At 39.6% G+C, this 25,186-nt stretch carries 23 protein-coding genes; 12 read left to right on the plus strand and 11 right to left on the minus strand.

Annotated features, from left to right (window positions below; translation table 11 throughout):
- Positions 1-48: 48 nt before the first annotated feature.
- The gene (locus SAE01_RS02840) at positions 49-1,728 is read left to right on the plus strand and encodes a carbamoyltransferase C-terminal domain-containing protein (RefSeq protein WP_147202028.1); all 1,680 of its coding nucleotides are present in this window, start codon (positions 49-51) and stop codon (positions 1,726-1,728) included.
- Between the two features lie 167 nt (positions 1,729-1,895).
- On the plus strand, positions 1,896-2,633 hold the full coding sequence (locus SAE01_RS02845; protein WP_147202030.1) for a PIG-L deacetylase family protein: 738 nt from the start codon (positions 1,896-1,898) through the stop codon (positions 2,631-2,633).
- Between the two features lie 79 nt (positions 2,634-2,712).
- On the opposite strand, the gene SAE01_RS02850 is transcribed toward SAE01_RS02845, so the two are convergent.
- The 6 genes from SAE01_RS02850 to panC all read right to left on the minus strand — a co-directional run bounded on the left by SAE01_RS02850 (position 2,713) and on the right by panC (position 7,828).
- Entirely contained in the window at positions 2,713-3,378 is a 666-nt protein-coding gene (locus SAE01_RS02850) for a porin family protein (RefSeq protein WP_147202032.1), read from the minus strand.
- A 184-nt stretch (positions 3,379-3,562) separates the two neighbouring features.
- On the minus strand, positions 3,563-4,105 hold the full coding sequence (locus SAE01_RS02855; protein ID WP_147202034.1) for a DUF922 domain-containing protein: 543 nt from the start codon (positions 4,103-4,105) through the stop codon (positions 3,563-3,565).
- Between the two features lie 630 nt (positions 4,106-4,735).
- Positions 4,736-5,371, minus strand: a complete 636-nt coding sequence (locus tag SAE01_RS02860) for a pseudouridine synthase (protein WP_147202037.1) — start codon at positions 5,369-5,371, stop codon at positions 4,736-4,738.
- 42 nt (positions 5,372-5,413) lie between these two features.
- Entirely contained in the window at positions 5,414-5,908 is a 495-nt protein-coding gene (gene rfaE2 / locus SAE01_RS02865; RefSeq protein WP_147202039.1) for a D-glycero-beta-D-manno-heptose 1-phosphate adenylyltransferase, read from the minus strand.
- A complete protein-coding gene (locus SAE01_RS02870; RefSeq protein ID WP_147202041.1) occupies positions 5,880-6,911 on the minus strand; it encodes a lysylphosphatidylglycerol synthase transmembrane domain-containing protein in 1,032 nt (343 codons plus the stop codon). The genes rfaE2 and SAE01_RS02870 overlap by 29 nt, the downstream gene beginning before the upstream one ends.
- 65 nt (positions 6,912-6,976) lie before the next feature.
- Positions 6,977-7,828 carry a pantoate--beta-alanine ligase gene (gene panC, locus SAE01_RS02875; protein WP_147202043.1) on the minus strand — a complete coding sequence of 284 codons (852 nt, stop codon included), beginning with the start codon at positions 7,826-7,828 and terminating at the stop codon, positions 6,977-6,979.
- 106 nt (positions 7,829-7,934) lie between these two features.
- Here panC and SAE01_RS02880 point away from each other — a divergent pair, with 106 nt between their 5' ends.
- The 4 genes from SAE01_RS02880 to rlmB all read left to right on the plus strand — a co-directional run bounded on the left by SAE01_RS02880 (position 7,935) and on the right by rlmB (position 12,698).
- Positions 7,935-8,753: a glycogen/starch synthase gene (locus SAE01_RS02880; protein ID WP_147202045.1), complete on the plus strand. Its 819-nt coding sequence runs from the start codon at positions 7,935-7,937 to the stop codon at positions 8,751-8,753.
- A 32-nt stretch (positions 8,754-8,785) separates the two neighbouring features.
- A complete protein-coding gene (locus SAE01_RS02885; RefSeq protein WP_147202047.1) occupies positions 8,786-10,258 on the plus strand; it encodes a DUF4270 family protein in 1,473 nt (490 codons plus the stop codon).
- A gap of 54 nt (positions 10,259-10,312) precedes the next feature.
- Positions 10,313-11,566: a methionine adenosyltransferase gene (gene metK / locus SAE01_RS02890; protein ID WP_147202049.1), complete on the plus strand. Its 1,254-nt coding sequence runs from the start codon at positions 10,313-10,315 to the stop codon at positions 11,564-11,566.
- Positions 11,567-11,921: 355 nt separating this feature from the next.
- The gene (rlmB, locus tag SAE01_RS02895; RefSeq protein ID WP_147202050.1) at positions 11,922-12,698 is read left to right on the plus strand and encodes a 23S rRNA (guanosine(2251)-2'-O)-methyltransferase RlmB; all 777 of its coding nucleotides are present in this window, start codon (positions 11,922-11,924) and stop codon (positions 12,696-12,698) included.
- Between the two features lie 26 nt (positions 12,699-12,724).
- On the opposite strand, the gene SAE01_RS02900 is transcribed toward rlmB, so the two are convergent.
- Positions 12,725-13,756 (minus strand): DUF2279 domain-containing protein, encoded by a 1,032-nt coding sequence (locus SAE01_RS02900; protein WP_147202052.1) that lies wholly within the window; start codon positions 13,754-13,756, stop codon positions 12,725-12,727.
- A gap of 263 nt (positions 13,757-14,019) precedes the next feature.
- Here SAE01_RS02900 and SAE01_RS02905 point away from each other — a divergent pair, with 263 nt between their 5' ends.
- Complete coding sequence (locus SAE01_RS02905) at positions 14,020-15,747, plus strand: phospho-sugar mutase (protein WP_147202054.1); 1,728 nt, start codon at positions 14,020-14,022, stop codon at positions 15,745-15,747.
- A gap of 205 nt (positions 15,748-15,952) precedes the next feature.
- Here SAE01_RS02905 and SAE01_RS02910 read toward each other — a convergent pair whose 3' ends face one another.
- Positions 15,953-16,954 (minus strand): PorP/SprF family type IX secretion system membrane protein, encoded by a 1,002-nt coding sequence (locus SAE01_RS02910; RefSeq protein ID WP_147202057.1) that lies wholly within the window; start codon positions 16,952-16,954, stop codon positions 15,953-15,955.
- Positions 16,955-17,027: 73 nt separating this feature from the next.
- The gene (gene upp / locus SAE01_RS02915) at positions 17,028-17,678 is read right to left on the minus strand and encodes a uracil phosphoribosyltransferase (RefSeq protein ID WP_147202059.1); all 651 of its coding nucleotides are present in this window, start codon (positions 17,676-17,678) and stop codon (positions 17,028-17,030) included.
- 84 nt (positions 17,679-17,762) lie between these two features.
- Here upp and SAE01_RS02920 point away from each other — a divergent pair, with 84 nt between their 5' ends.
- Complete coding sequence (locus SAE01_RS02920; protein ID WP_147202061.1) at positions 17,763-18,860, plus strand: anhydro-N-acetylmuramic acid kinase; 1,098 nt, start codon at positions 17,763-17,765, stop codon at positions 18,858-18,860.
- A 376-nt stretch (positions 18,861-19,236) separates the two neighbouring features.
- Here the strand turns inward: SAE01_RS02920 and SAE01_RS02925 are convergent, their stop codons facing one another.
- Complete coding sequence (locus SAE01_RS02925) at positions 19,237-19,659, minus strand: NUDIX hydrolase (protein WP_147202063.1); 423 nt, start codon at positions 19,657-19,659, stop codon at positions 19,237-19,239.
- An 83-nt stretch (positions 19,660-19,742) separates the two neighbouring features.
- Between SAE01_RS02925 and pyrE the strand changes: the two genes are divergently transcribed.
- The 3 genes from pyrE (at position 19,743) to SAE01_RS02940 (ending at position 21,285) form a co-directional block, all read left to right on the plus strand.
- Positions 19,743-20,375: an orotate phosphoribosyltransferase gene (gene pyrE / locus SAE01_RS02930; protein ID WP_147202065.1), complete on the plus strand. Its 633-nt coding sequence runs from the start codon at positions 19,743-19,745 to the stop codon at positions 20,373-20,375.
- Positions 20,376-20,455: 80 nt separating this feature from the next.
- Positions 20,456-20,857, plus strand: a complete 402-nt coding sequence (locus tag SAE01_RS02935; protein ID WP_147202067.1) for a copper chaperone — start codon at positions 20,456-20,458, stop codon at positions 20,855-20,857.
- Positions 20,858-21,000: 143 nt separating this feature from the next.
- Complete coding sequence (locus SAE01_RS02940; RefSeq protein ID WP_147202069.1) at positions 21,001-21,285, plus strand: hypothetical protein; 285 nt, start codon at positions 21,001-21,003, stop codon at positions 21,283-21,285.
- Positions 21,286-21,380: 95 nt separating this feature from the next.
- On the opposite strand, the gene SAE01_RS02945 is transcribed toward SAE01_RS02940, so the two are convergent.
- A complete protein-coding gene (locus SAE01_RS02945; RefSeq protein ID WP_147202071.1) occupies positions 21,381-22,283 on the minus strand; it encodes a PIG-L deacetylase family protein in 903 nt (300 codons plus the stop codon).
- Between the two features lie 247 nt (positions 22,284-22,530).
- On the opposite strand from SAE01_RS02945, the gene SAE01_RS02950 reads away from it, so the two are divergent.
- Positions 22,531-25,134: a BamA/TamA family outer membrane protein gene (locus SAE01_RS02950; protein WP_218029054.1), complete on the plus strand. Its 2,604-nt coding sequence runs from the start codon at positions 22,531-22,533 to the stop codon at positions 25,132-25,134.
- The last annotated feature ends 52 nt before the right edge of the window (positions 25,135-25,186 follow it).

Consider the following 25,186-nt stretch of genomic DNA (forward strand, 5'->3'; position numbering starts at 1 on the left):
ATACAATGAAAAGTATTTACACATCAAATTTTAAACTTTTTCTTGCTTATGAGCGCACCTTCTATCCTGGGGATTAACAGGACACAAGATGGAACTATATCAATATTTGAAGGCGGTAAACACGTTATGTCAATTCATAAAGAACGATTGACAAAACGCAAGCATCACTGGGGCAGACTAGGGGATATGAAGTTGTATAAAGATCGTATTCCTGCAGTTGACCGACCCTACGACCTTGTGGTAGAATGTTGGAGCGCTGATACCGAGATTGAAAAAAAAGAACAATACCACGAAGAGCTTAGAACGGTTCTCAACCTAAAACCCGATGCTCGTATCATCGAGATTTCTCATCACCTTTCACACTTATATAGTTGTTACGCTCCAAGCGGTTTTGATAAGTGTGCAGTTATGATTATTGACAGTGTTGGAAGCCCGGTTGAACATATTAAGTACGATTATCCCGGCAAAGAAGGCAAGGCAAATTTGTTTGAGGTCGCCTCTTATTACTATTGTGAGAATGGTGAAATCAAATGTATCAAAAAGCAACTGCACGACCGCAACCCTGAAGCTCCTCATGGATTAGGAAACTTTTACTATAAGCTAACCAATTGTTTGTTCGAAGGAGAGGGCAGCGAAGGCAAGGTAATGGGGCTGGCGGCATATGGCAACCTCGATGCACTGCACTTGCCCAACCTGGTTGTAAAGGAAGGCGAAGTGTTTATTCCTGATGAATGGCAGGAGATGTTTAAGAGCAAAGAATACGCGTATAAAGAAGAGATAAAAACTTTCCAGGAGAAAGCTGATTTTGCAGCAAAAGGCCAGGACGTTTTTGAGAAGGCTTTGATTGAAATTGCAAACTGGTTAAGCGAAGTAACAGGCACAAAGAATATTGCTTATGCAGGAGGTTGCGCTCTTAACTGTGTAGCCAATACCAAGGTATTAGAGCAAGGTTACGACTTGTTTATTCCACCCGCGCCACATGATGGGGGTTCCTCTGTTGGCTGTGCTTTATATGGCGCCATTGAGTGCTATAAAATTAAGAACGAATATAACTGGCGGCTGGATTACCTGGGTCCTGATGTGGATATTCACGAAGTAACAAAACTGCTTGAAAATTATCCAGACCTCACCATAGAAAAGCCCGAAAATCTAATAGAAGTTTGCGCCAACCATTTGTACTGGGGTAAAATTTTGTGTGTGTTTCAAAGCAATAGCGAATTCGGACCGAGAGCGTTAGGCAATCGGAGTATCGTTGCCGATACGAGGTATGCAGTAAATAAATTTTGGATCAATGCATTTATAAAAGGCCGTGAGTGGTTTCGCCCGATTGCGCCTTTTGTTTTGGAGGAAGATGTAAGCGAATATTTTAAGTTTAAAGGAAGAACGCCTTTTATGCTTTTTACTGCCTTTTTACAGGATAAGTATAAAGATAAGTTCCCCACAATCGAGCACGTCGACCATAGCGCCAGGATACAAACAGTAAGTAAGGAAGACAACGAGTTTATCTACAACCTCATGAAAAACTTCAAGGAAAAAACGGGCGTTGGTATTATCGCAAATACTTCCTTCAACGGAAAAAATGAAACGATGGTTGAGACGTTAACTGATGCAATCAACTGCTATGTTAACAATGCAATTCATTACCTGGTGGTTCCTCCATACATCATTTCAAAAAAGAATGAAGTTGCTAATCCAATGAAACTGATGAACGCAAAGGTTGCCCAATAAGTTTTGTTATGTAAGCAGGCAGTTGAGCTATAGTTGAACATTGTTGTGTCACTCACTTGTGCCGGTATTAATTCTATTCAACATGGTTGCTGCCTGCTTCTCTTCCTTTAAACAATTATCGTTATGTTTTTCCTTTAATTAAATATTTAGAAAGGTGACCATAACAAATGAATGAGCCATTGAAACTCTATATTCTTTCTCCTCATATCGATGACGCAGCGTTTGGTTTAGCGCTTACAATTTCAAAGTGCGCTAACAATAATATTCCTGTCACAATTATTAATTGTTTTACGGTTACCAAATGGACTGCAATACCGGTAGAAAATAAAGAGACAATTGCTGTAAGCCTTTTAAGAAAGTCTGAAGATGCAGCGTTTTATAAAACATTAAACGAAAACATCAAGATCGTTAATCTTGATCTTCTTGATGCTCCCCTAAGAAACGGCTATATTTTTCAAGAGCAACCTTTCCAGCAAAATGAGCTCGATTTAATAGAAGAGTTGAAAAATTTGCTTGAACAAATGGTAGACGGATTACTGCTTTGTCCCTTAGGCATAGGCAGTCATATAGATCATGCAATTTGTCGCGCTGCAGCCGTGAAGTTATATGATAAAACAGACGTTCTTTTCTATGAAGATTTGCCATACGCTAAAAGAATTTCGCATCAACAATTAGAACTTCATGTAAAAAAACTTGAAGAGGACTTAGGGGTCAGCCTGGTAAACAATACAGATGGTTTACTCAATTGCAATATAGATAAAGAGCAAGCCATAAGATTATACAAGAGCCAGATGAACGAGGAAATTTCATCCGAAATAATTGCCCATTTGAACGATCTGAAAGGAGAGAGAATCTGGAGTGAAGAAACGCTTTTAAATAAATTAAGAACGGCTTTGCAGAAATAAGAGCCAGATGATGGAGATAACTAGAAAGGAAAAGCTCACTTGCTTCAGTTTTTAGAGCAAGTGAGCTTTTTAAATGATACTATAACCCCATCCCTATACCAACTTTAAAGGATTGATTATAAGAGTTAAGATTTCTGTTTGCATCAGCTTTTGAAAGACCGTAATCATAAGATGCCATTATATTAATACCGCGACTTATTTGATATCCAATTCCACCGGTGAGGCCTAAGTCTACCTTATTAAACTGGTTTGTTGCATCCATTTTATCGTTCAACAAATTAAAGCCTAACACGCCTGCAGTAGTTGCAAGGTTTGCATTAACAAGATAAGATAGTTGTGGGCCTGCAAATATTTGAAACCCGTTGAAATTTCCTTTTACCACTACAGGAATATCTATGTACTGAGAATTAAGTTTTGCCTTTGCATTGGCGCCTAAAAACTCAACACCTTTCAAGCCTAACGCGCCTTTCATTTCGTATCCTTTTTGAGAATAATAGATGGCAGGTTCCACAGAAACTGTAGCACTAACAGGTATAGAGGCATACCCGCCAGCAAAGAAACCTTGCCTGTTGCTAGTTGTTATCATGCCATTAGTAAAGTCAAGCATGTCCTTAAGATTATTAACCGCGTCACCGCGCATACTGGAAGAAGTGACACCTGCTCTGATCCCGAAAGAAGGCTTTACCTGGGCGAGTGCAAATGTTGAAATAAGGATGGTTGTAAAAAGTAAAATTTGCTTTTTCATTTTATAGGGTGAACGTAGTTTTTCAGTCGTTCAGTTCCTGCAAAAGCAAATAGTCACCCAGATTTTATTGCAGCTAGATAAGTTTTTGTTAAAGCAAAAAGTTCATTTTCTGGAGAGGTTTGATAGCTGTCTTCCACGTAAGTAGCATTGAACAAGCCATATCAAGGTTACTATTCTTAAAACTTTATTTTTTTACCACATTGAACTGGAGCCCCGTTTCATTCAATTGCTCATGAATGTATTTTTCCCAATCCTTTTGTCTTTCCTTGTTCAGTGAATGATTGGTTTCTTCGTCGTATTGTTTTTGCATTAAATGATATTCTATTTTCTTTTCGTTGAATATCTGCTGGATTTCGTTCTTATAATTATTGGAGTACTGATAATTGTCAAACGCTGCCTTTAATCTTTTTGAGTATAGTCCTGCTATATCAAAATGTAGCTGTTCATGTTTTAATAAAGCTTCGGACTGGTATTCTTTTTTATACCACGAAAGATTTTTGTGAAAGTTTGCGAAGACATCAAAATAAAAGTCGGTCGGGCTTTTGAAGGTGTAAGTGAATTTTACTTCAGCAAAACTTTCTGCGTCAAAAACGCTGGTGTCATTAACAGGACCAGCAAAATCAAACCACTGAAGTGGTTGTTTATCATTCCAAATTATCCTGCTGTCTTGGGCAAATGAATGTGTTACAAAAGTGCTTATGCAAGCCACAATGAAAAAAGCCTTCATCTAACTTCTATTGAAATAACGTTCGTAATATTTCTATTTAAACGATAATTCAACCTGGAAAAGTATAAATGAATAACTCAAAAAGAGCGAAGTTTTACAACTTTGTCCTCCTGAGCTTCGCCATAAAAATTTGAAATTGGTTATTAAGCTAGCTGGAATGACAAGGGGTAAAAGCATTCTCTAAATGCAATTCCACCTCATTTTAACAAATTATTTTAACAAAAAACAGGAATATTAAAAAAGTGATTTAACTTTATTGCGGAAATTAACTGTCTTTATCTCGAAGGGCTGCTTCAAATAAGTAACCTTACCTGCTCCATACTATGAAAAGCCACCTGAAGGCTTTGTAATTTATTAATCACTGTTATAATTATTTCGACTATGGACAAATCTACACACAATCATGATTTAACTGAAAAGGTAACTCTGGCTATTATTGTAGCAGGAGTAATAGGCTACTGGGCCTATATTTTACTAGGACAAGGTCTCGGATAACCCGGCTAATTGCTTAGGCTCTTTTCAGTTCCAAAACCTAACCAGGCCGCAATGTTTAAAACACGTTGCGGCTTTTTTAATTCACACATACTCCGAGTTTGTTTCCAGCTAAAACAAAGGAACTTGCTGAATCTTCTACAGCTCATTCTTAAAGTTCTCTATGTTAAGTAGTTCAAAGAACTCGTTTTCTTCCAGTTCTTGAATGCATCCCGGCTGTAAATTTTTCAAAGTCAAATCTTCTATAGCAACTCTTATTAATCTTTTACACGGATGTCTTACAGCTGCAACCATTTTTCTCACCTGCCTGAACTTGCCTTCTGTAAGCTTCAGCTGTAGCCATGTATATGCTTTATATTCCGAAAACTTATAACCACCTTCGAAAAGGTTTTCAGGCTTTTCTACCAGGTCAACTTCGCAAGGAGTAGTTGTATAATCTCCACCACCCTTTACTCTTATAGTTACCCCGTTTCTTAAATTATCGAGCGTTTCTTCACTCACCTTGTTTTCTACAAGTACCAGGTAAGTTCTTGTATGTTTTATGTCACCTTCAAATAATAACCGGGTTACTTTCTTGTTTGTTGTTAATATTAATAAGCCTTCAGAGTTAATGTCTAATCTTCCAACAGCATGAGTTCCTTCTGGAAAGTCAAACTCAAGGTCTCCAAGCAATTTTACCTTGTGCGAGCTGATAAATTGAGAAACCATATTGTATGGCTTGTTCAGGATAAAATAGCGGAAGGGTGTAAGATTTTCTGTTGGGTTTTGTTCCATTCTGCTCCAATTCAAAAAATTGCCCTTAAAGGTTTAAAGCAATTATCCTAGTTTTCTTATTTTTTCTATAATGCCTGTAGTGGAGTAGCCTTCTACTATGGGATTGATCACGACTCGCCCGCCATTTGCAATCACTTCTTTTGCGCCTATCATTTGATCTAATGTGTAGTCGCCACCTTTTACAATTACATCGGGCATTAAGGCTATAATTAGTTCATAAGGTGTGTCCTCATCAAAAAGGGTAACTGCATCGACAATAGCGAGGCTTGCTAGCAATAAAGCCCTGCTTGACTCCTTATTTACTGGCCGCTCATCACCTTTTAACCTTTTGGTGCTTGCATCCGTATTCACTCCAACAATTAAAATATCTCCTTCCCTGGCAGCTTCGCTTAAAGAGGAAATATGACCTGCATGTAAAATATCAAAGCACCCATTTGTAAATGAAATTGATTTACCTAAAAACCGCCACCTGGCAACTTGTTTTACGAGTTCTTCGCGTGTGTATATTTTAGTTGGAATTACTTCCGGCTTCTTCATATTTAATTGTTTTTTTATTGAAGTAGGGCAGAAGACCAAGGGATATAAAGCCTACCAAAATAATTATCAGAAACTGTGCAAACCATTGTAGCGTTCCGTTGGCAAATCCTATCGCAAAAGGAATTTCATGTTGTTGTAAGATTTTCGCAAGGAAGAAAGCATAGGCACCAATACCTCCAGGAGTGATAATCATTCCGATGCTTGCAAATGCCAGCGCAGATACTGCGGTTTCTAGCGATAAACCTGCTGTTCCGGCTGTAGCTGAAAAGCCTATCCATGTACCGGCCAAGTACATTGCCCAGATACCGAGGCTTGAAAATATAAAGGCCCATTTTTGCTTCAAGTCTTTTATGCTAATAATTCCCTGCCAGACACCTTTTACAATTTTTTTTGCTGTAATTATCAAAGGGAGGTTTGGATATTTTTTGAACGATAATCTAATAATAAGAATTGCAGCAATAATAATAGATACTGCAATGACAAGTTTTGAAGTATTGAAACTTCCGCTTTTGCTTATAAATAATTTTTTTAGGAGATTGGTTCCAAAGTCACCAATTACCTGAAATTGCAATGCAAAGGCCAATAAAAATACCAACACAAGACATACGAGATCAAACGCCCTTTCCGCTACAATGGTGCCAACCAGCTTTTCAGCTGGAACATGCTCGTATTTCGCAAGAATGGTGCATTTCAAAACTTCTCCCAGCCGTGGAACGGCTAAGTTTGCCAGATACCCAATCATTACGGCAAAAAAGGTGTTAGCTAACGAAGGTGTGTAGCCCATAGGCAGAATCAACATCTTCCAGCGTACAGCTCGTAGAATATGGCTTCCCAACAAAATGAAAAAAACAGGAACCATAAGCCAGTAATTAGCTGTAGAAAAAGCGGACTGGAAATCCTTCCATTTTTCAGGCGGTATTTGATGTAGACTCCACCATACAAGAAAAACCCCGAGACCAAGGAACGAGAGGTACTTTAGTATGTTGAAAAGTTTTTTTTTCATGGCGGCTAGGTGTGCAATATAGGGCAAACATCAAGAATGAAAATACCGGGGATATTCAAAAAAGTTTACTCATCTAATACCATGTTATCTATTAATCTAACATCTCCAATAGATGCGGCAATCAATGCCACCGGCTTAATCTCTTCGCTGATTGATTTTATAGGTTGTAACGTTTTTTTATCCGCAATTGATACATAATCTACTTTTGTAAACCCTGATTTTAATAAATGATTAGCCGCATAATTTTCAAGCTCAGCAAGATTGCCAATCCTATAATGCTCCTTGATATATAGCAGCATTTTTGAGATTTCTGCAGCCTGCAGTTTTTCGGTCTCATTCAGTCTAAGGTTGCGACTACTCATTGCAAGCCCTGTCGGTTCACGGTAAGTAGGTGCTGTTATAACTTCCACAGGCACATTTAATATTTCAACCAACCGTTTTATAACAATGCATTGCTGATAATCTTTCTGACCGACAATCAGTTTTTCCGGCTTCACTATATCCAGTAAGCGATGAACTACCTGGCAAACTCCCTGGAAGTGACCACGTCTAAACTTGCCTTCAAGCTGAAACTCTATCGCTCCTAATTCGTACTGCGTTGCTGTGGGAATATCGCCTGGATATATTTCTGTAACAGAGGGTAAAAATAAAATGTCGCACCCTACACTTTCAAGCAATAATATATCGCTATTAGTTGTTACAGGGTACTTACTAAAGTCTTTGAGATCGTTGAATTGGGTAGGGTTAACGAAAATGCTGCTTACTGTTACATCGCAAAGCTTCTTAGACTTTTCCATCAATGAGGTATGACCCAAATGAAGTGCGCCCATAGTCGGAACAAAACCAATCGACCGCCCCTCGTCTCTAAGTTTATTTAAGTAACCCGATAATACAGCCGCTTCTTTAAATAAGATCATTTACTCGTTTTTCGATCGCAGTAAACCTCTGTTCAGGCGATTCAGATAAAATTGATTAGTTTTGCACACTCTTTTTTAAAGGGTAAGAGTAAACCAAATTGGAATAATGTCAACAAAGAAAAGAATTTTATTTATTGCCAACGAAATGTCGCCATATTTAGAGCTGACGGAATTTGCGGAGATAGTTAACAAACTGGCAATTAAAAGTAATGACGCAGGTTTAGAGGTTCGATGCATTATGCCACGATTTGGAACAATCAATGAAAGAAGACATCGTCTTCATGAAGTTGTTCGGTTGTCGGGAATAAATGTAAGTGTAGATAACGACGATTATCCTTTACAAATTAAAGTGGCCTCTTTGCCTAACGCGCGTTTACAAGTTTACTTCCTTGATAATGAGGATTTTTTTAAGAGGAAATTTGTTTTTAATGATGAGGAAGAAAAATGGTACGATGATAATGATTTAAGAACAATTTTCTTTTGTAAAGGGGCTCTTGAAACGGTAAAGAAGTTTGGATGGCCACCGGACGTTATTCATTGTAGCGGTTGGATGACTGCCCTGGTTCCGTTATATCTGAAAACAGTCTATAAAAAAGAACCTGTCTTTGCTCACAGTAAGGTTATCTACACCCTTGGCAGTGACACGTTTGATGAAAAGCTAAGTGCAGATTTTGCTAAAAAAGCGCTTATCCATGTCAGTCTTAAAGAAAAAGACCTTGATAATTATAAAGACGGTACTAACTACGCTTTGCAAAAAGGAGCAGCCTCTTATGCTGATGCGATCTCTTTCGGAGCTGAAAATATCGACAAAAAACTAGTCGATGAATTTTCAAAAGTTAAGGGTAAAAAGGTAATCCCGTTCAAAGGGTGGGATACTGATTTAACAGAGTATTTAGAATTGTATAACGACCTTGCGTCGAAGTAAAATTAACCCTTAATATAATCTATTTCAATTAGATGCGTAAGCTTTCCAGCATAGCTATTGCTATTTTTTTCTTCATTTCAGCATGTACTAAAATTGAATCTACAACCATAGGAAGCGGGTTAATTCCACCAGTAGATGGCGTCACTACTTTAGATACTACTCTTGATGTTTTTACCAATAATTATCTTGATCCATTAGGAGACTCGGCAAAGGTTTATAAGACCGATGATCATGTAATTGGTATTATAAACACCGATCCATTATTTGGAACAACAAAGGCTTCGGCTTTTTTTGAGCTGAAACCTACGACCTACCCATTCTCGTTCCCAAATGCATCCACTTTAACTGCTGATTCGGCTGTATTGATTTTAAGTTATAAAGGTGTTTTTGGTGATACTACTATACCTCAAAACTGGGAGGTTCGTGAACTTACTGAGTCTTTAAGAGGTGATACAGTATTTAATGTTAGTAAGTCAGTTGCTACCGGCAACATACTTGGTACTAAAACAATAAATATACCGCGGCTAAAGGACTCTGTGAACTACGGTTTTGAAAATGCAAATAATCAAATACGTATTAAGCTTTCACAGACTTTGGCTAGCAGGTTAATAAGGCAGTTTGACTCGACAGCTAACACGGGAGCATACTCAAAAGATACTGTTTTTAGAGAAAATTTTAAAGGTTTTGCGGTTATGCCTGCTGCCGGTAGCGGTGGTAATGCTCTTATCCGTGTAAATTTATCTGATACCAATACTAAACTTGCGCTGTTTTACACCTTCCAGAATACTAGTGCTGCCAAAAAAGATACAGCAGTAAGTTATTTTAGGTTTAGCGACGGTACTGCAATACCTGTTTCAGGTAATGCAAATTACATCAAAAGAGATCGGACCGGTTCTCAATCTGCCCTGTTTACTACAGGCCCAACAACCAGAAACGACAGTCTTGTTTTTATTCAAACAATGCCCGGTACTTTTGCAACAATTAAAATCCCAAGGCTCCGGGAATTTCCAAACGTGCTTGTGCATAGAGCAGAGTTATTAGCTTTCCAAGCACCTGATGCAACAAGCTTAGCCTTAGTATTGACACCGCCTCGCTACTTGCTTTTAAGTAGTTATGATAGCACTAAAAAAGTTCAGATTAATATACCGAACGATTTTAGTGTTTTGTCTGGAACACCCAACATTTCTACTTTCGGTGGTTTTATAATGGAAAGAGAAGTGCCTGGCTATGGGATTGTTAAGGCATATAATTTTGACATTAGCAGGTATGTGCAAGGAATTGTATCTCGAAAAGATAGCAGCCTTACTCTTCGTTTATCTGCACCTAGCAACGACTCACTTCAATATACTCCACCTTATCCTCAGCCCAATGCTGTTTCTACTTTTTACATCACACCATCTGTAGCAAATAATCTTGCAGAAGGAAGGGTGCGCCTCGGAGGCGGAGGAATGACTAGACAAAATCAGTTGAGAATGCGTGTAAGGATAGTTTACTCCAGGATATAAGTGAAAGGTTTCAAACCTTATCTTTGCCAGCATTTTAAAAATACTAAACCAACTATGCCTTATTTATTTACCTCGGAAAGTGTTTCTGAAGGACATCCTGATAAAGTGGCTGACCAGATCAGTGATGCATTAATTGATAATTTTTTGGCTTTCGATCCGCAAAGTAAAGTTGCTTGTGAAACCTTAGTTACTACTGGCCAGGTCATTCTTGCCGGTGAAGTAAAAAGTAAAGCTTACCTCGATGTGCAGGAAATTGCACGAGGTGTAATCCGTAAGATAGGCTATACTAAGAGCGAATACATGTTTGAGGCTAATAGCTGCGGCGTTCTATCAGCCATTCACGAGCAGTCTTCAGATATTAATCAGGGGGTTGACAAGCAGGTAAAAGAGGAGCAAGGGGCTGGTGACCAGGGGATGATGTTTGGCTATGCGACTAATGAGACCGAGTCTTATATGCCTTTGGCCCTTGATCTAGCTCACAAACTTTTACTCGAATTAGCCGTATTGCGAAGAGAAAATGGCATCATCAGTTATCTTAGACCCGACGCTAAAAGCCAGGTTACGCTAGAGTACGACGACAATAATCAACCGGTAAGAATCGATGCAATTGTTATTTCCACTCAACATGATGATTTCGGTCCTGAGGAAACAATGCTTGCAAAGATTAAAAGTGATATTATTAATATTCTGATCCCGAGGGTAAAAAGTAAATACCAAAAATATAATCACCTTTTCACCAACGATATTAAATATCACATTAATCCAACGGGCAAGTTTGTTATTGGCGGACCTCATGGAGATACAGGCTTAACCGGGCGTAAAATTATTGTTGATACTTACGGCGGGAAAGGTGCTCATGGAGGCGGTGCTTTCAGTGGTAAAGATCCTTCTAAAGTTGACCGTAGTGCAGCATATGCAACTCGTCACATTGCTAAAAACCTTGTTTCTGCCGGCCTTTGTAGTGAAGTGCTGGTTCAGGTGTCTTACGCGATTGGAGTTGCTCAACCAACCAGCATCTATGTAAATACTTATGGCACTGCAAAAGTTAGTATGACGGATGGTGAAATTGCAAAGCTGGTTGAAGGAATTTTTGACATGCGTCCTTACTTTATTGAGCAGCGTTTAAAACTAAGATCACCTATTTATAGTGAAACCGCAGCTTATGGTCATATGGGTCGTGAGCCGGAAGTTAAGACTAAGCAATTTGTAACACCCGCTGGTGAAATAAAAACGATAGAAGTTGAACTGTTCACATGGGAAAAACTAGATCATGTTGAAAAGGTAAAACAAGCATTTAAGCTATCTTAAAAAAGCTAATAAAATACTTCAAACCTCTGTTCTAAAAAACAGAGGTTTTTTTGTTTCCAGCAGAAGAGCCGCGATTAAACATCGTTGCGACGCTCCGTTCTACATTTATATTACTATTGATCATTTGATGCCATTTTTTGCAATACCAAATACTTGATTTTGAGTAGCTAGTTTTCCTGGTTGAACAATGGACAATCAGTTAAAGGGAGTGACACAACGATGCTGATTTGGGTTGTAAAGATCACCCAAAAAATCTTTCTTCTTTACTGAAAACGCTTGCTGTTTGGTTCAAACTATCATTGTCTTCCTTTTCTATTTTTCAGGCCATATTTAATTTAGTCTTTACTTTGCCGTTATGAATTTTCGAAACCAGCCCCAGAAGGCAAGACCAAAAAAGAATACATTAATTGTAGGCAGAAGTAAAGTAATTGAAGCAATACAGCAAGGCAAACAATTGGAAAGAATTTACCTGGTTAGCACTATTCATGGTGAGGTTATAGATGAAATTAAAAGGCTCGCAACCGACAAGCAAATTCCCATTAATAAAGTACCTGTTGAAAAGTTAAATGGTTTTAATGTAAGCAATCACGAAGGCTGCATCGCTGTCATTTCGAAAGTGCAATACCAGGATTTGCAGGAAGTGATTTCTTATATCGTAGATAAAGGTGAAGTGCCGTTGTTTTTAATGCTGGATGGAATTACAGATGTAAGAAACATTGGGGCACTTGCAAGAACCGCTTTGTGCTGCGGGGTTCATGCCATCATTATACCCGAGAAAGGAGTGGGCGCTTTGAATGAAGATGCCATAGCAACATCGGCCGGAGCGCTGGAAAAAGTAGCGATATGCAGGGTAAACAGTTTGATGAAAGCAGTTGACGAATTGCACATGAATGGCATAAAAGTATTCGCCAGTGAAATGACTGCTGAAGAAAATCTTTTTGATGTACAATTACAAGAACCTGCAGCAATCGTAATGGGAAGCGAGGATAAGGGAATTTACCCGGCGCTAATGAAAGTTTGTGACGAACAATTCAAAATACCAATGAAAGGAAATTTTGAGTCATTAAACGTATCAGTTGCTGCGGGAATGATCTTATACGAGGCAATGAAGCAAAGAATGGAAGCTAAGTAACGAGCGGAAGTACAACTAAGTTCTGTTTAAAAATGAAGGAGATGAAAAACAAATTTTCCTTTAGAGTTATACTCAAGAGACGGGGCTGGAAACTTAAAGGCATTTAGAGCACCTAATGCTAGTTTTAAGAATTTACTTTTTGTCTTGATTTTTGTAAGATCTATATCAGGAGAAATGTAATACTGCCTGTACCTCGCGATGTCGCGTCGATCGAAAGTTATAGCACCTGTTTTATCACGTGCAACATTACTTAAAGCCCCAAACATTCCATCTGCACCATAGCCAAACGCTACACCTAACCAGGAAGGTAAGTTTGAAGCACGCATAAAAGATGTAAGATTGGCGCTTAACCAATAAGTTTGTCCGTTGTAATCTTTAATAAACTGCTGACTAAAACCGCTGCCGTATAAACTGTTAGCCCGCATTTTTAAATCACTTGAGCTATAATCCTTCTTATGGAATGAGAACTTGAATTTAATTCGTTGTTCATTCCACTGTAGCTCCTGGCCGATTAATAGACCCACTCCAAAAAAATTTGAGCCCATATCGCCCCAACTCCAACCCCATTCTGAACTGAAGCCGTCCATTGTTTCTATAATTGATTGGTAGCCTAATGCACTTAAGCCTCCAATCCACGCACTTTTTCTTCTTGACATTCCGGCCCAACGCCACATTTCCATACTTCCGTAACCTTCAATGTAAGCGCTATACGCATGTCCAACTTTATCAACCTGCTTCCACTCATTGTTGTCGTCGAAAAAATGAAAGCTGGTTTGCGGGTAGTTTTTATACCAGTCAGAATACAGTCCGATCATGGTTGCTCCATAGCCTAAGATATTTGCCGCAGCTACCATTTTCACCCGTTTTTTGTTTAAAGTAGGATTTGAAGAATCTGGAGCTACATTATATTTTGGGAAAAGTAGTGAGGGCGTAATCTGAGAAATGACAACGCTGCTGTCAGCCGTGAGTTCTTGAGCGAAAGTAGAAAAGGGAAATAAAAAAATAAGAAAGATATAAGCAGGTAACATTTGTCTTCCTCTTGCCAACCGGGTCTTCATAACTCAAACGTACGTGATAAAAATATATAAGGCTTTACTTTTGAACGCTTTAATAAGTAATTTTTTCTTAAACTTGCGCTCTTAATTAATCGGTTATTATTGTACAAACGGGTTTGAATAATTAACCTTGAATCTTTCAAACGACGCGTAATCGATTAAATTGTGAACAAGGCGTTGGTGTTGAACGGAGCGTCGCAACGATGGCAAATAAAGGCTGTAAAGCTGGTATCATAATTATGTACTTTCATTAAAAGCGTAAAAATATGGATGCTGCTATTTTAGAAAAAGCAAATGTATGGTTGAACGGAAATTATGACCAGGCGACGAAAGATGAAATCAGGCATTTGCAGGAGACTGCTCCTGACGAACTTGCTGAGTCATTTTATCGAAGCCTCGAATTCGGAACGGGAGGGCTGCGGGGAATAATGGGAGTTGGTACGAACCGGATGAATAAATATACTGTTGGCATGGCGACGCAGGGATTTGCTAACTACCTGAAAAGTGTGTATGGAACTGCAGAGATAAAAGTTGCAATTGCCCATGACTGTCGCAATAACAGCCGTTTTTTTGCTGAAACTACGGCCAATGTTTTTGCAGCAAATGGCATTAAAGTCTATCTTTTTGAGGCACTAAGACCAACACCGGAATTGTCTTACACCATTCGCCATCTTGGTTGTCAAGCCGGCGTTGTTTTGACTGCATCACATAATCCGAAAGAGTATAATGGATATAAAGCTTATTGGAACGATGGTGGACAGCTCGTGCCACCACACGATAAGAACGTAATAAAAGAAGTAGACGCCATTACCAGCGTTGATGAAGTGTTGTTTACCGGCGGAGAAGAAAATATCTCGATACTAGGTAAGGGAATGGATGACGCTTTTATTGATATGGTAAAAAGCCTCAGCATTTATCCTGATGTGATTGAAAAGCAAAAAGACCTTAAAATCGTTTATACCCCGATACACGGTACCGGCATTACGTTGATGCCACAAGTGCTCGAACGCTTCGGCTTTACCAACGTTACGATCGTTGAAGAACAGGCAACACCAGATGGCAACTTTCCCACCGTTGTTTATCCAAACCCCGAGGAAAGTGAGGCGATGAGCATTGGGCTCAAAAAAGCGAAGGAGATCGATGCAGACATTTTATTAGGCACCGATCCAGATAGCGATCGTGTAGGGATTGCAATAAAAAATACCAAAGGTGAATGGGTTTTAATGAACGGAAACCAAACCGCTGTGCTCGCCTTTAACTACATGATAGAAGCAAGGAAAGTCAAAGGAATTGCACAACCGAACGATATGGTTATTAAAACCATCGTTACTACAAATTTGATTGATGATATCGCTGCTGCAAGTGGCGTAACATGTTATAATGTACTGACCGGTTTCAAATGGATCGCGGAATTGATTACAGAAAAGTTGGGCAAGGAGAATTACATAATTGGGGGAGAAGAAAGTTATGGCCTGATGATAGGAGATAAGATCAGGGATAAAGATGCAATTTCTGCCGTCGCCATACTGTGTGAAATGGCAGCTTACCAGAAGAACCAGGGACAAAGCCTGTTTGAGAAATTGATTGATCTGTATGTGCAATATGGCTATTATAAGGAGGGACTTATTTCAATAACTAAAAAAGGGATGCGTGGAGCTGAAGAGATTGCTGAGATGATGCAAGGTTTTAGAGACAATCCTCCGGCTACCATTAATGGCTCTCCGGTAGTGCAATTGCTGGACTATCAAACCCAAGTTGGAAAAAATCTGCAAGGTGGAAATGTCTGGGATATAGAATTGCCGAAGAGTAACGTGCTTCAGTTTATTTTAGAAGATGGTTCGAAAATATCTGCTCGCCCCAGCGGCACTGAACCTAAGATCAAATTTTACTTCAGTGTAAAAACAAAGCTCGAAAGTGCTGAGAAGTTTGATGAAACAGAAAAGCAAATGGATGATAAAATAAAAGCTATTATAGCCGACATGAAATTGAAATAAATAAGAATCTGTGTCAAATAGCTTCAAAGAAGGCTGTCTAAAAAAGGCAGCCTTCTTTGATTTTAGCCCGCATGTACCAAATAGGTTTGCATCTGAAGGGAGTGACACAACGATGCTGCTATGAAAAGCAACCGTTGGAACGGAAATCAAAAAATCTATTTTAGCTTAAGCTAATCCAGTAGTAAAAACTAAGTTCAGAAAGCTTTTAAAATTTTGGACAAGGAAGCCCGTGGGAACCCGGAGTCTTTTTGATATAAATAAGAGAAATTTCTATACCGCCTCTAGACTGCGAGGCTGCTTTCAAAGAAGATGTATTCACATCGTAAGTAGCGCCCAAACGAAAATTGCTAAACTCGAGACCGATATAAGGAATTAAGGCATCGTTTAATCTTGCCCATCCACCGAAGTAAATACTTGTTGGTTTGTCGCCTTCTGCAAAAGGAACTTCGTACGCACCTCCAAACACAGTTTCAGCTGCCCCTGCCTGAATACTATACAATGCACTCAAGTGAATTGTACCATTGTTACCGACCGGAAAATATCCACCGCCATGAAACGTAGTGCGTGGATTTAGCAAGAAGAAAGTCCCTGTAAAGTGTTGCTTTGGCCTGGTTATATGGTACATTGAAATGCCTGCGTAGAAATTATTTTTATCAGTGGTACTGCCGCTGTAAAGGACTCCGGCATTTAGATCGAAATAATTATTTTTAAGAGTGGAGCTATTAAAAACTTCAGAAGTTGTACCGGTAAAACCAAAGGGCGTTAGCTGGTCTTCAAATTTAAGATCCGCAACATTCAGCAGCATATTGCTGTACGTTGCCTGAAAGCCGGCTCCGATTTGAGAAAATCCGTCCTCATCCAAACCTTTATGAAAGGCTGTTGATACTGACAAGTAATTAAACTTGAGCGCACTGTTAGCACTTTGATCAGAAAAACCCATAATGCCAACTCCCCATGTGTCTGTGGAAGAAATGCGATTGCGCAAAATGGGCATGTCAGCGGAAACGGTTGTTGTAGTGAATGCGCGATTTATGGTAGGCCATTGGTTTCTGTAATTTCCCGTGACGCGCAAGTCGCCATCAAACTTTCCTGTGAGGGCAGGGTTCAACGTTAGAGGGGATGCAAAAAACTGGGAGAAGTGAGGGTCCTGAGCCTCCACCTTGTGCAGCAAGCAAAGAAAAAATAATACTAGAAAAACTTTTGGCATTAATGGTGGTTAACTGTTTTAATAGACATATCTAATATACAACATGTTGCTTTAGCTCGACATTTTCCTGCAACTACATTTGCATTTTTGTACCAAATGCAAGATCGCCCGCATCGCCAAGGCCGGGGACGATATAGCCTTTTGCGGTTAGTTCGTCGTCTATTTCACCGCACCAGATCGTTGCATCTGGCTCCTCCATTTGTACATATTCAATTCCAACAGTACAGGCAATCGCTGCAACAATATGTATTTGTGCAGGGGCGCCGTCGTTTTTCATGAACTGTATGGTCTTAACGAGCGAAGAACCAGTGGCAAGCATAGGGTCGCTGATGATCACAATCCTTCCTTCCAAAGGCGGGCAACTCATGTACTCGAGGTTAATCTCGTAACTGCCGTCGTGCTTATGCTTACGATAGGCTGAAATAAAAGCGTTGTCAGCACGGTCAAAATAATTAAGCATACCTGTATGCATAGGTAATCCTGCTCGTAGGATTGTGGCAAGTACCGGTTGTTCTTTTAACCTTTTGCAGTTGGCAATTCCAAGGGGAGTTTGAATTTCAACTTCTTCCCATTCTAGCTGCTGGCTTATTTCGTATGCAGCTACTTCTGCTATTCTTTCCAGGTTCCGTCTGAAACGCATGCGGTCAGTTTGGATCTCAGTGCTTCTTAATTCACCTACCCAATTACTGACCAAACTATGCTGTTCGCTTAAATTAATTACCATAATAGAATTGCAGATTTCAATTGTAGATTGCGGCGTGGAAATTACAGCAAATCTGTCATTCGCCTGTTAAAATCTTAGATACAAATGTTTTATAGAGTTATCGGAATTATGAGTGGTTCTTCACTTGATGGGTTAGATATTGCTTTTGTTGAATTCGAAGAAACAGCTAGAAAATGGGGCTACGAAATTAAAGCAGCAAGTTGCCATCCTTACCCCGCAGAATGGTTTCATAAACTACAAAATGCTACACAACTTTCAGCATACGATTATCTCTTGTTGCACACTTTGTATGGCAAGTATATTGGTGAACAGGTGAATGCATTTATCGATCAGTTTGATCTGCATCACAAAGTTCAGCTGATCGCATCTCATGGTCATACAACGTTTCATTCTCCTGCAAATGGAATGACGGCCCAGTTAGGGGACGGGGCGGCAATTGCGGCTACAACCCAGATAAATGTAGTAAGCGATTTGCGTGCAATGGATGTGGCTTTTGGTGGACAAGGTGCACCAATAGTTCCGATTGGCGAGAAGCTCTTACTGGCTGACTATGCTTACTGTTTAAATCTTGGCGGAATTGCAAATTTGTCCTATAAAAGTCCAGACGGCTACATTGCATTTGACATTTGTGCGGCCAACAGAATACTTAATATGCTGGCAAAAACTGAAGGAAAAGAATTTGATGAAGGTGGGGCAATGGCTGCATCAGGAAAGGTCTATACTCCTTTATTAACAAGGCTAAATGCGTTGAATTATTATTCGCTTCCTTATCCCAAATCTCTTGCAAACGCTTTTGGTACCGATGAAGTTTTTCCGCTTGTAAACGGGTTCGAAATTTCCAATGCCGACAAGTTAAGAACGTATGTGGAGCACGTAGTGATGCAGATCGGTTACGCGATACAAAAGCTAGGCAATGACGCTGCCGGACCTTCCAATAAACTATTGGTTACAGGTGGAGGTGCTTTTAATACTTTTCTTGTGCAACGTCTTACAAAGACTTTGGAGGCTTTTAATATAGACGTTGTCGTACCTGGAGCGATGCTGGTTAACTATAAAGAGGCTCTAGTTATGGCGTTAATCGGCGTGTTGAGATGGCGCGAAGAATACAATGTGCTTGATACTGTAACCGGCGCTAGCCGTAGCAGCATTGGAGGGGCAGTGTGGATAGGGCAGGAGGCGTAAGTGAAGGTTCCCGACTACCATTTATTTGTTCGAGCTAGCTAGTATATGTGTATGTTTTGAACTTGAGCTACCAAGTGTTATTTCGCAAACAAGTCGGTAACCTTTTTTTTGACCGACCTCGTTACTCCGGTTTGTCATTGTTGCGACGCTCCGTTTATCTATTGTACTTCTATTAAACTTTCTTCAGCTGCTTACTTGCCTTACTTGTTAGGATAAGGGTTGTTATTTGAGGAAGCTGAATAAAGGAAAAATAGTATAAGAGTGTGACACAACGATGCTAGAAAATAGAGCTAAAGCCGGTATCAAAATAACTACTTTGAAGTAAAAAGTGACCTATTTCGTTTTTTGGTAAAATGCCCGTTTTTAGTTTAAACCTCTATCGCTGTTGTTTCTGCTTGTCGTAATACTTTTGCAGAATCTCTTCGATATTTTTAAAACTATTGTTCAGATAATTACTGGCGTCTTTTTCAGCAACCCATTTCAATTCAGTAATATCTTCTTCCAGTTGCGGAACCAGTTGCTGACTACCTGAAACTTTCATCGCAAACCAATGAGTTTCTTTTTCAATGTCTTTGCCTTTTTCTTTATAGTAATGCGTTGTTACTCCCACCAGTTCTCCTAGCTGAATATTTTTCAAGCCTGTTTCTTCTTCAACTTCCCGCACCGCACAGTCTTCTATTTTTTCACCTTCTTCCAGTTTGCCTTTTGGTAAATCCCATTTGCCTCTTCTAAGTTGAAACAAGACTTCGTTTTTGTCATTGCTTACAATTCCGCCACCGGCTACAATCTTAACTGCCATATCAATTTTTTAAGCAAAGAAACAACAACCTGCTTTATAGTTAGCCATACTATCTCAATCGGCTTTCGCACTAACTTCGTGCGATGACTAATAAAAATGGCGTAGCTGAAAAGTTATTACAAACCGGGGCTGTGCAACTGAGGCCTCATGAACCTTATACCTGGGCAAGCGGTTGGAAAAGCCCGATCTATTGCGACAACCGGAAAATTTTGTCTTTCCCATACATCAGGGAGTATATTAAAAGTGAGATGTGCAACGTTATATTTGAGAAGTATCCTGACGCTGATTTGATAGCTGGTGTAGCTACCGCCGGAATAGCATGGGGCGCAATGGCTGCAGATCAATTAAAATTGCCTTTCATCTATGTGCGACCTAAACCTAAAGAGCATGGCTTGGGTAACCAGATTGAGGGCGCTTTTGAAACAGGTCAAAAAACCGTTGTCGTTGAGGACTTAATATCAACAGGTAAAAGTAGTTTGCAGGTGGTTGATGTGTTGCGAAATGCAGGCGTAGACATTGTGGGAATGGTTTCAATCTTTTCGTATGGGTTTGACGCAGCAGACAAAAATTTTAAAGATGCGAAGGTCGAGTACCAGTCTTTGACTGATTACGCTACGCTAATTAACATCGGTTTAGAAAAGGGTAAAATAGAATCAGGTGCAGAAACTTTATTATTGCAATGGCGGAAAGATCCGGCTAATTGGAAGGGAGTTTAATCTTTTGAATTAAATCCAAGTCTTACAGCTGGTCACGTCCCTTCATCTGAACTGTCAAACAGAAAAATTAAAAATATAGTATGAAAAAACTCTTCCTTTTAGCCCTGATCCTTGTTGGATTTTGTGCTGCAACTTTCGCTCAAAACCGCAAGCCGGAATGGGCCACTATCAAAACCCCTAACCTTAGATGTTGGGAGTGTAAAAAAAGATTAGAAGACTATATGGCCCGCGAAATCGCACAGACCGAAAGCGGCATTATAAAAACACAAATCAATTTATTAAGCGGTACGACGCGTGTGCAATACTGGCCTGACCGGGTTAATCTCAATTATATTCAGACAGCTTTTGCAAACGCAGGCTTTGATGCAGACGATATTAAAGCAGAACCTGACAGTTATAAAAAACTTCCTCCTGCTTGTAAAAGAGTAGAAGAAGGTGGCGGACCTCAAAAAGGAAAGCCTTGCCATATGCAACCTATGTAACGCTAAAAAGCAATTAGCAAGATCTCACCCGGCCATAACAATAGCCGGGTTTTTTATTGAAGGCTAAAAATTTTTAAGATCTACGGATACTTTACCAGCACTTTTTTCGTTCGATAAATACTTTAGGGTAAATCGTGCCAACAATGAAAAAGTATTTAATGAATTTCGAATACGCAGGATTTTTGTTTTCAGCAAAAGTCTTTGTGAAACGTGAAAATAGAAAGATGCTTATTTCTACTCAAATCGTAGATAACCAATTGACGTATTTACTAGGGCAGGGGAGGTTACTGTTTTTGGAAGACAGAAACGGATTTCAGTTGTTACTTTGTAACCGCGACAGAACCTTCGAAATATTAAAGTGGGAAATAGCGCGGGAGTACGTTGATCAAATTGAGCGGGTGGAGGAAGAAGCTTTTAGTCTGTCTTAGCTTTTGGGGTATTTAATCTTCAAACCTTACAGGCCCGAATCGCTTAACTCCTTCTACTTTGCCAGGTAACACTTATATCTGCAACACGCTCAAACCTATAAACTCGCACCCGTAACCGCCAACATTGGAAACAGTCTTTTCTTTTCTTCATCGTTAGGTTGCGCGCCATACTCGCAAATTTCAAAAGCCTCGGCATTCTGTATTGTTCCGGCTTTATCTTTTCCATACCATTTTTCAAGAGACTGTCTTACTGATGGTATAATCTCTACCGCTCTTCTCTTGGCGAGCCAATCTTCCCTTTCTTGTTTTTTTGCAGGCACTTGGTCAAGAAAATGTCCTATCCATGGAAGCCACTCATACATCTGCGATTCGTGCGCATCCATTGCATGAATTTTTTGAAGATATACAGGAGTTATATCTATCGCAATATCAGGTCTGAAAGGATTAGGCTTTTGAAAGCGGTCCTGGAAGTAAAGAAAGACTGGGTTCTTTTTTAATGCCGGTGTTCCCGGTGCTACATTTGGTACTGCCACCATATACGCTGCGTCCTGCACAAGCACTCCCGTGTATCTATGGTCAGGATGATAGTCGTTTGGGCGCGGAGCAATCACTATATCTGCGTTCCATTCCCTTATCTTCTTTATAATCTGCAGCCGTACTGCCAGCGTTGGCAATAATTCGCCATCATGATTGTTAAGTACATCGTAGGTAACTCCAAATCGTTTACCTGCTTCCTGTGCTTCTGCAAACCTGCGGGTTGCTAGTGGTACGCCTTTCATTGTTTGGTGACCAGCATCTCCGTTTGTTACAGAAACAAATTTTACTGCGTATCCCATTTTTGCAAAAAGAATCGCCGTACCTCCTCCGCCCATGTCGCAGTCATCGGGGTGCGCACCAATCATAATAATTCTTAGTTTGCTTTTATCCTGTCCAAAAACATTGTAGACATTACAAATTAATAGAAGGCAAAGAGACACATATTGAGTGAAGGTTCTCATAAACAAGCTTTTGATGAAGATAAAAAATAAAAGATAGAAAAAAGGCCTTAAACAATCTCGCTTAAAGTCCATAAGAAGGCGCAGAACAATTTCGATTGCAGGAAAGCCTCTTTGGTTAGCAAGAAAAAGTGATAATAAGATAAGTCAGCCAGTCCTACCAAACATGATTAGGCCCTTTCAAAACATCTGCGATTTGTTTTCCTTTTAAAATCTTGTAAATTCAAACTAAAGTTTTTATTTTAAAAACATGATGAAGATTTTTTTAATGTTTGCAGCTAGATTGAAATACGGAGCAATATGGGTTCTTTTTACTTTAGCATTTGTTGGAGCTCGTGCGCAGATATCAGAAGCAAAAAACGACAGTGTTTTAGTAGCAATTGCACCAGCATACGACCAGGTTGGTAAGTTTCATCGTTTTTGGTTGGGAGAGAGCTACAGAAAATTATGGGCAGTGCCAGTAAAAATGCGGGTCTTTCATCTGTCGAAAGAAAAAGGAGGACTTACCATACTACAAAGAGGTGGGGGATTGCAAACTAAATCTCTGCGGCTTAAAGATCCGCGGGGAAGACAATGGGTACTTCGAACCATTCAAAAATATCCTGAAAGAGGTTTGCCCGAGAAACTAAGAAAAACAGTTGCTAAAGATATTTTGCAGGACCAGGTAGTTACAGGACATCCTTATTCGGCTTTAACGGTGCCGCCTTTTGCCAGCGCACTTGGTATACCTCATTCAAACCCTGAGATTATTTACGTAGCCGATGATCCGGGTTTGGGAGAGTATCGTGCCGATTTTGCTAACTCCGTATTGCTGTTTGAGGAAAGGGAAGCGGTAGATACCATCAGGTCTGATAATTCTGAACGCGCCCAACAGGAACTGCAAGACGATAACGATACAAGAGTTGATCAAAAATTAGTTCTGAGGGCAAGACTACTAGATATCTTAATGGGTGACTGGGACAGGCATGAAGATCAATGGAGATGGGAGAGAATAAAAGATAAAAATGGCCTTCTATATACACCCGTTCCTCGGGATCGCGATAAGGTTTATTACAATACCTCGGGTGTACTTCCGTGGTTTTTGAGTCATCAATGGTTGAAGTCGAATTTGCAGGGATTTAAAAAGGAGATCAGGGATATTGGCGGATATAATTACAACAACCGGTACTTTGATCGGTACTTTTTAAATAGTCTAAATGAAGAAGATTGGAAAGAACAGATCAAATATGTTCAAAGTAAGATCACCGACAGCCTAATAAAAAAATCAATCAGGTTACTACCCGATACCGTGTATGCGCTTTCAGGTGAAAAAATTGTAGAGACATTAATTGCCCGAAGAAACCTGCTTGAGAAAGAGGCGCTGAAATATTATAAGTTCTTATCTAAGTATGTTGATATTCCGACTTCTGATAAGCATGAAATTTTCGAATTAGAGAACAAAAGTAATGGCGAGCTTGGTGTAACGATTTACAAAACAAAGAAGGATGGAGCAAAGGAAAAAGTGATTTTTGAAAGAACCTTCAGTCCAGACGTAACGAAAGAAGTGAGGCTGTATGGTTTTGCCGGAAGGAATACTTTCGCAGTGAAAGGAACAGGTAAATCTCCAATAAAAGTAAGGTTGCTGGGAGGAGCAGATAAAGACAGCTTTTACGTGAGTAACGAGGTTCGAAACAAAAACAAGGTATTTGTCTATGATGGCATAAACAGTGAGAATGTGTTGCCAAATAGCCGTGATGCTAAAATTCGTATTTCAGCCGACACCTCTATATACAATTTCGATAAACGAGCTTTTAAGTATGATCAGTTTGGCCCTATCGTCTCCGCTATGTACAACCTTGACCAGGGAGTGCAACTTAGAGCAGGAATAATTTATGAGAAACACGGGTTTAGGAAAGATCCTTTTGCTGCGCGTCATGAACTATTTGCCAATTATTCTACTGGTCGCAAGGCCTTTATGTTTAGTTACTTTGGAGATATTAGGAGGGTTTTTGGTAAAACAGATTTATTGATTAATGTGTTGTCCAGGGGGCCGCACAACATTAGTAATTTTTATGGAGTTGGTAATGAAACACAATTTATAAAGACTGGTAATAAGGGAATTGCTTTTTATCGCAATCAATACGATTATATAAATGCCGACATAAGATTGAAACAAAACATACAACGTCATCTTAGGGTAAGTGTGGGAGTGGCGGGACAGTTTTATAATAGCAATCAGTTAAAAAATGAAAATCGTTTTTTAGAGACTTACAGCGCTACCCATCCTAACGAAAACGTTTTTAGTAAGCGCTACTATGCCGGACTTGTTGGCGGCGCTACGCTTGATACAAGAAACCGTTATATACTTCCTTTTAAAGGCGTCTACTGGTCGTCAGAAATAAGAGGAATGCAGGAGATAAAAGGGGATAAAAAAACTTATGGACGCGTTACTACTGACCTCAGCTTTTATATGCCTGTTTTAAGAGATTCTAATTTGGTAATTGTTAATCGACTGGCGGCGGGCTCAACAGTGGGCCAGCCTGCTTTCTTTCAACAGATGCAGCTAGGAGGTATACAAAATTTAAGAGGCTATCATTTTAACCGGTTTACAGGTCATTCAATGTTTTATCATAGTATACAGGCGCAGTTAAAGTTGTTTGACTTTACGTCTTACCTCGCGCCCGGAAGCGTTGGTCTTATTGGCTTCAACGACGTGGGAAGGGTATGGGCTCGTGGAGAGAAATCTAATAAATGGCATGACGGCTACGGCGGAGGATTGTATGTTGTACCGGCAGATCTTGTCTTGATACAAGTAGTAGTCGGGCATTCCATTGAAGGAACGCAACCGTACGTAACTGTCGGTATTAACTTTTAAGAAAAAAGTGCTATTTAAGTTTGATACTACCTAAGAAAAGTCGCAATAGAAT

Origin of the sequence: Segetibacter aerophilus (assembly GCF_007991655.1) — a bacterium.
Lineage (GTDB): Bacteria > Bacteroidota > Bacteroidia > Chitinophagales > Chitinophagaceae > Segetibacter > Segetibacter aerophilus.

Excerpts from the sequence above, each read along its gene's own strand:
- SAE01_RS02925 (WP_147202063.1), bottom strand. The coding sequence starts at position 19,659 with ATGGCAGTTAAGATTGTAGCCGGTGGCGGAATTGTAAGCAATGACAAA.
- SAE01_RS02950 (WP_218029054.1), top strand. The coding sequence starts at position 22,531 with ATGATGAAGATTTTTTTAATGTTTGCAGCTAGATTGAAATACGGAGCA.
- SAE01_RS02905 (WP_147202054.1), top strand. The coding sequence starts at position 14,020 with ATGGATGCTGCTATTTTAGAAAAAGCAAATGTATGGTTGAACGGAAAT.
- SAE01_RS02845 (WP_147202030.1), top strand. The coding sequence starts at position 1,896 with ATGAATGAGCCATTGAAACTCTATATTCTTTCTCCTCATATCGATGAC.
- SAE01_RS02870 (WP_147202041.1), bottom strand. The coding sequence starts at position 6,911 with ATGAAAAAAAAACTTTTCAACATACTAAAGTACCTCTCGTTCCTTGGT.
- SAE01_RS02885 (WP_147202047.1), top strand. The coding sequence starts at position 8,786 with ATGCGTAAGCTTTCCAGCATAGCTATTGCTATTTTTTTCTTCATTTCA.
- SAE01_RS02840 (WP_147202028.1), top strand. The coding sequence starts at position 49 with ATGAGCGCACCTTCTATCCTGGGGATTAACAGGACACAAGATGGAACT.
- SAE01_RS02935 (WP_147202067.1), top strand. The coding sequence starts at position 20,456 with ATGAAAAAACTCTTCCTTTTAGCCCTGATCCTTGTTGGATTTTGTGCT.
- SAE01_RS02920 (WP_147202061.1), top strand. The coding sequence starts at position 17,763 with ATGTTTTATAGAGTTATCGGAATTATGAGTGGTTCTTCACTTGATGGG.
- rlmB (WP_147202050.1), top strand. The coding sequence starts at position 11,922 with ATGAATTTTCGAAACCAGCCCCAGAAGGCAAGACCAAAAAAGAATACA.
- SAE01_RS02910 (WP_147202057.1), bottom strand. The coding sequence starts at position 16,954 with ATGCCAAAAGTTTTTCTAGTATTATTTTTTCTTTGCTTGCTGCACAAG.
- SAE01_RS02945 (WP_147202071.1), bottom strand. The coding sequence starts at position 22,283 with ATGAGAACCTTCACTCAATATGTGTCTCTTTGCCTTCTATTAATTTGT.
- SAE01_RS02855 (WP_147202034.1), bottom strand. The coding sequence starts at position 4,105 with ATGAAGGCTTTTTTCATTGTGGCTTGCATAAGCACTTTTGTAACACAT.
- SAE01_RS02940 (WP_147202069.1), top strand. The coding sequence starts at position 21,001 with ATGAAAAAGTATTTAATGAATTTCGAATACGCAGGATTTTTGTTTTCA.
- metK (WP_147202049.1), top strand. The coding sequence starts at position 10,313 with ATGCCTTATTTATTTACCTCGGAAAGTGTTTCTGAAGGACATCCTGAT.
- SAE01_RS02850 (WP_147202032.1), bottom strand. The coding sequence starts at position 3,378 with ATGAAAAAGCAAATTTTACTTTTTACAACCATCCTTATTTCAACATTT.
- pyrE (WP_147202065.1), top strand. The coding sequence starts at position 19,743 with ATGACTAATAAAAATGGCGTAGCTGAAAAGTTATTACAAACCGGGGCT.
- SAE01_RS02860 (WP_147202037.1), bottom strand. The coding sequence starts at position 5,371 with ATGGAACAAAACCCAACAGAAAATCTTACACCCTTCCGCTATTTTATC.
- SAE01_RS02880 (WP_147202045.1), top strand. The coding sequence starts at position 7,935 with ATGTCAACAAAGAAAAGAATTTTATTTATTGCCAACGAAATGTCGCCA.
- panC (WP_147202043.1), bottom strand. The coding sequence starts at position 7,828 with ATGATCTTATTTAAAGAAGCGGCTGTATTATCGGGTTACTTAAATAAA.
- rfaE2 (WP_147202039.1), bottom strand. The coding sequence starts at position 5,908 with ATGAAGAAGCCGGAAGTAATTCCAACTAAAATATACACACGCGAAGAA.
- SAE01_RS02900 (WP_147202052.1), bottom strand. The coding sequence starts at position 13,756 with ATGAAGACCCGGTTGGCAAGAGGAAGACAAATGTTACCTGCTTATATC.
- upp (WP_147202059.1), bottom strand. The coding sequence starts at position 17,678 with ATGGTAATTAATTTAAGCGAACAGCATAGTTTGGTCAGTAATTGGGTA.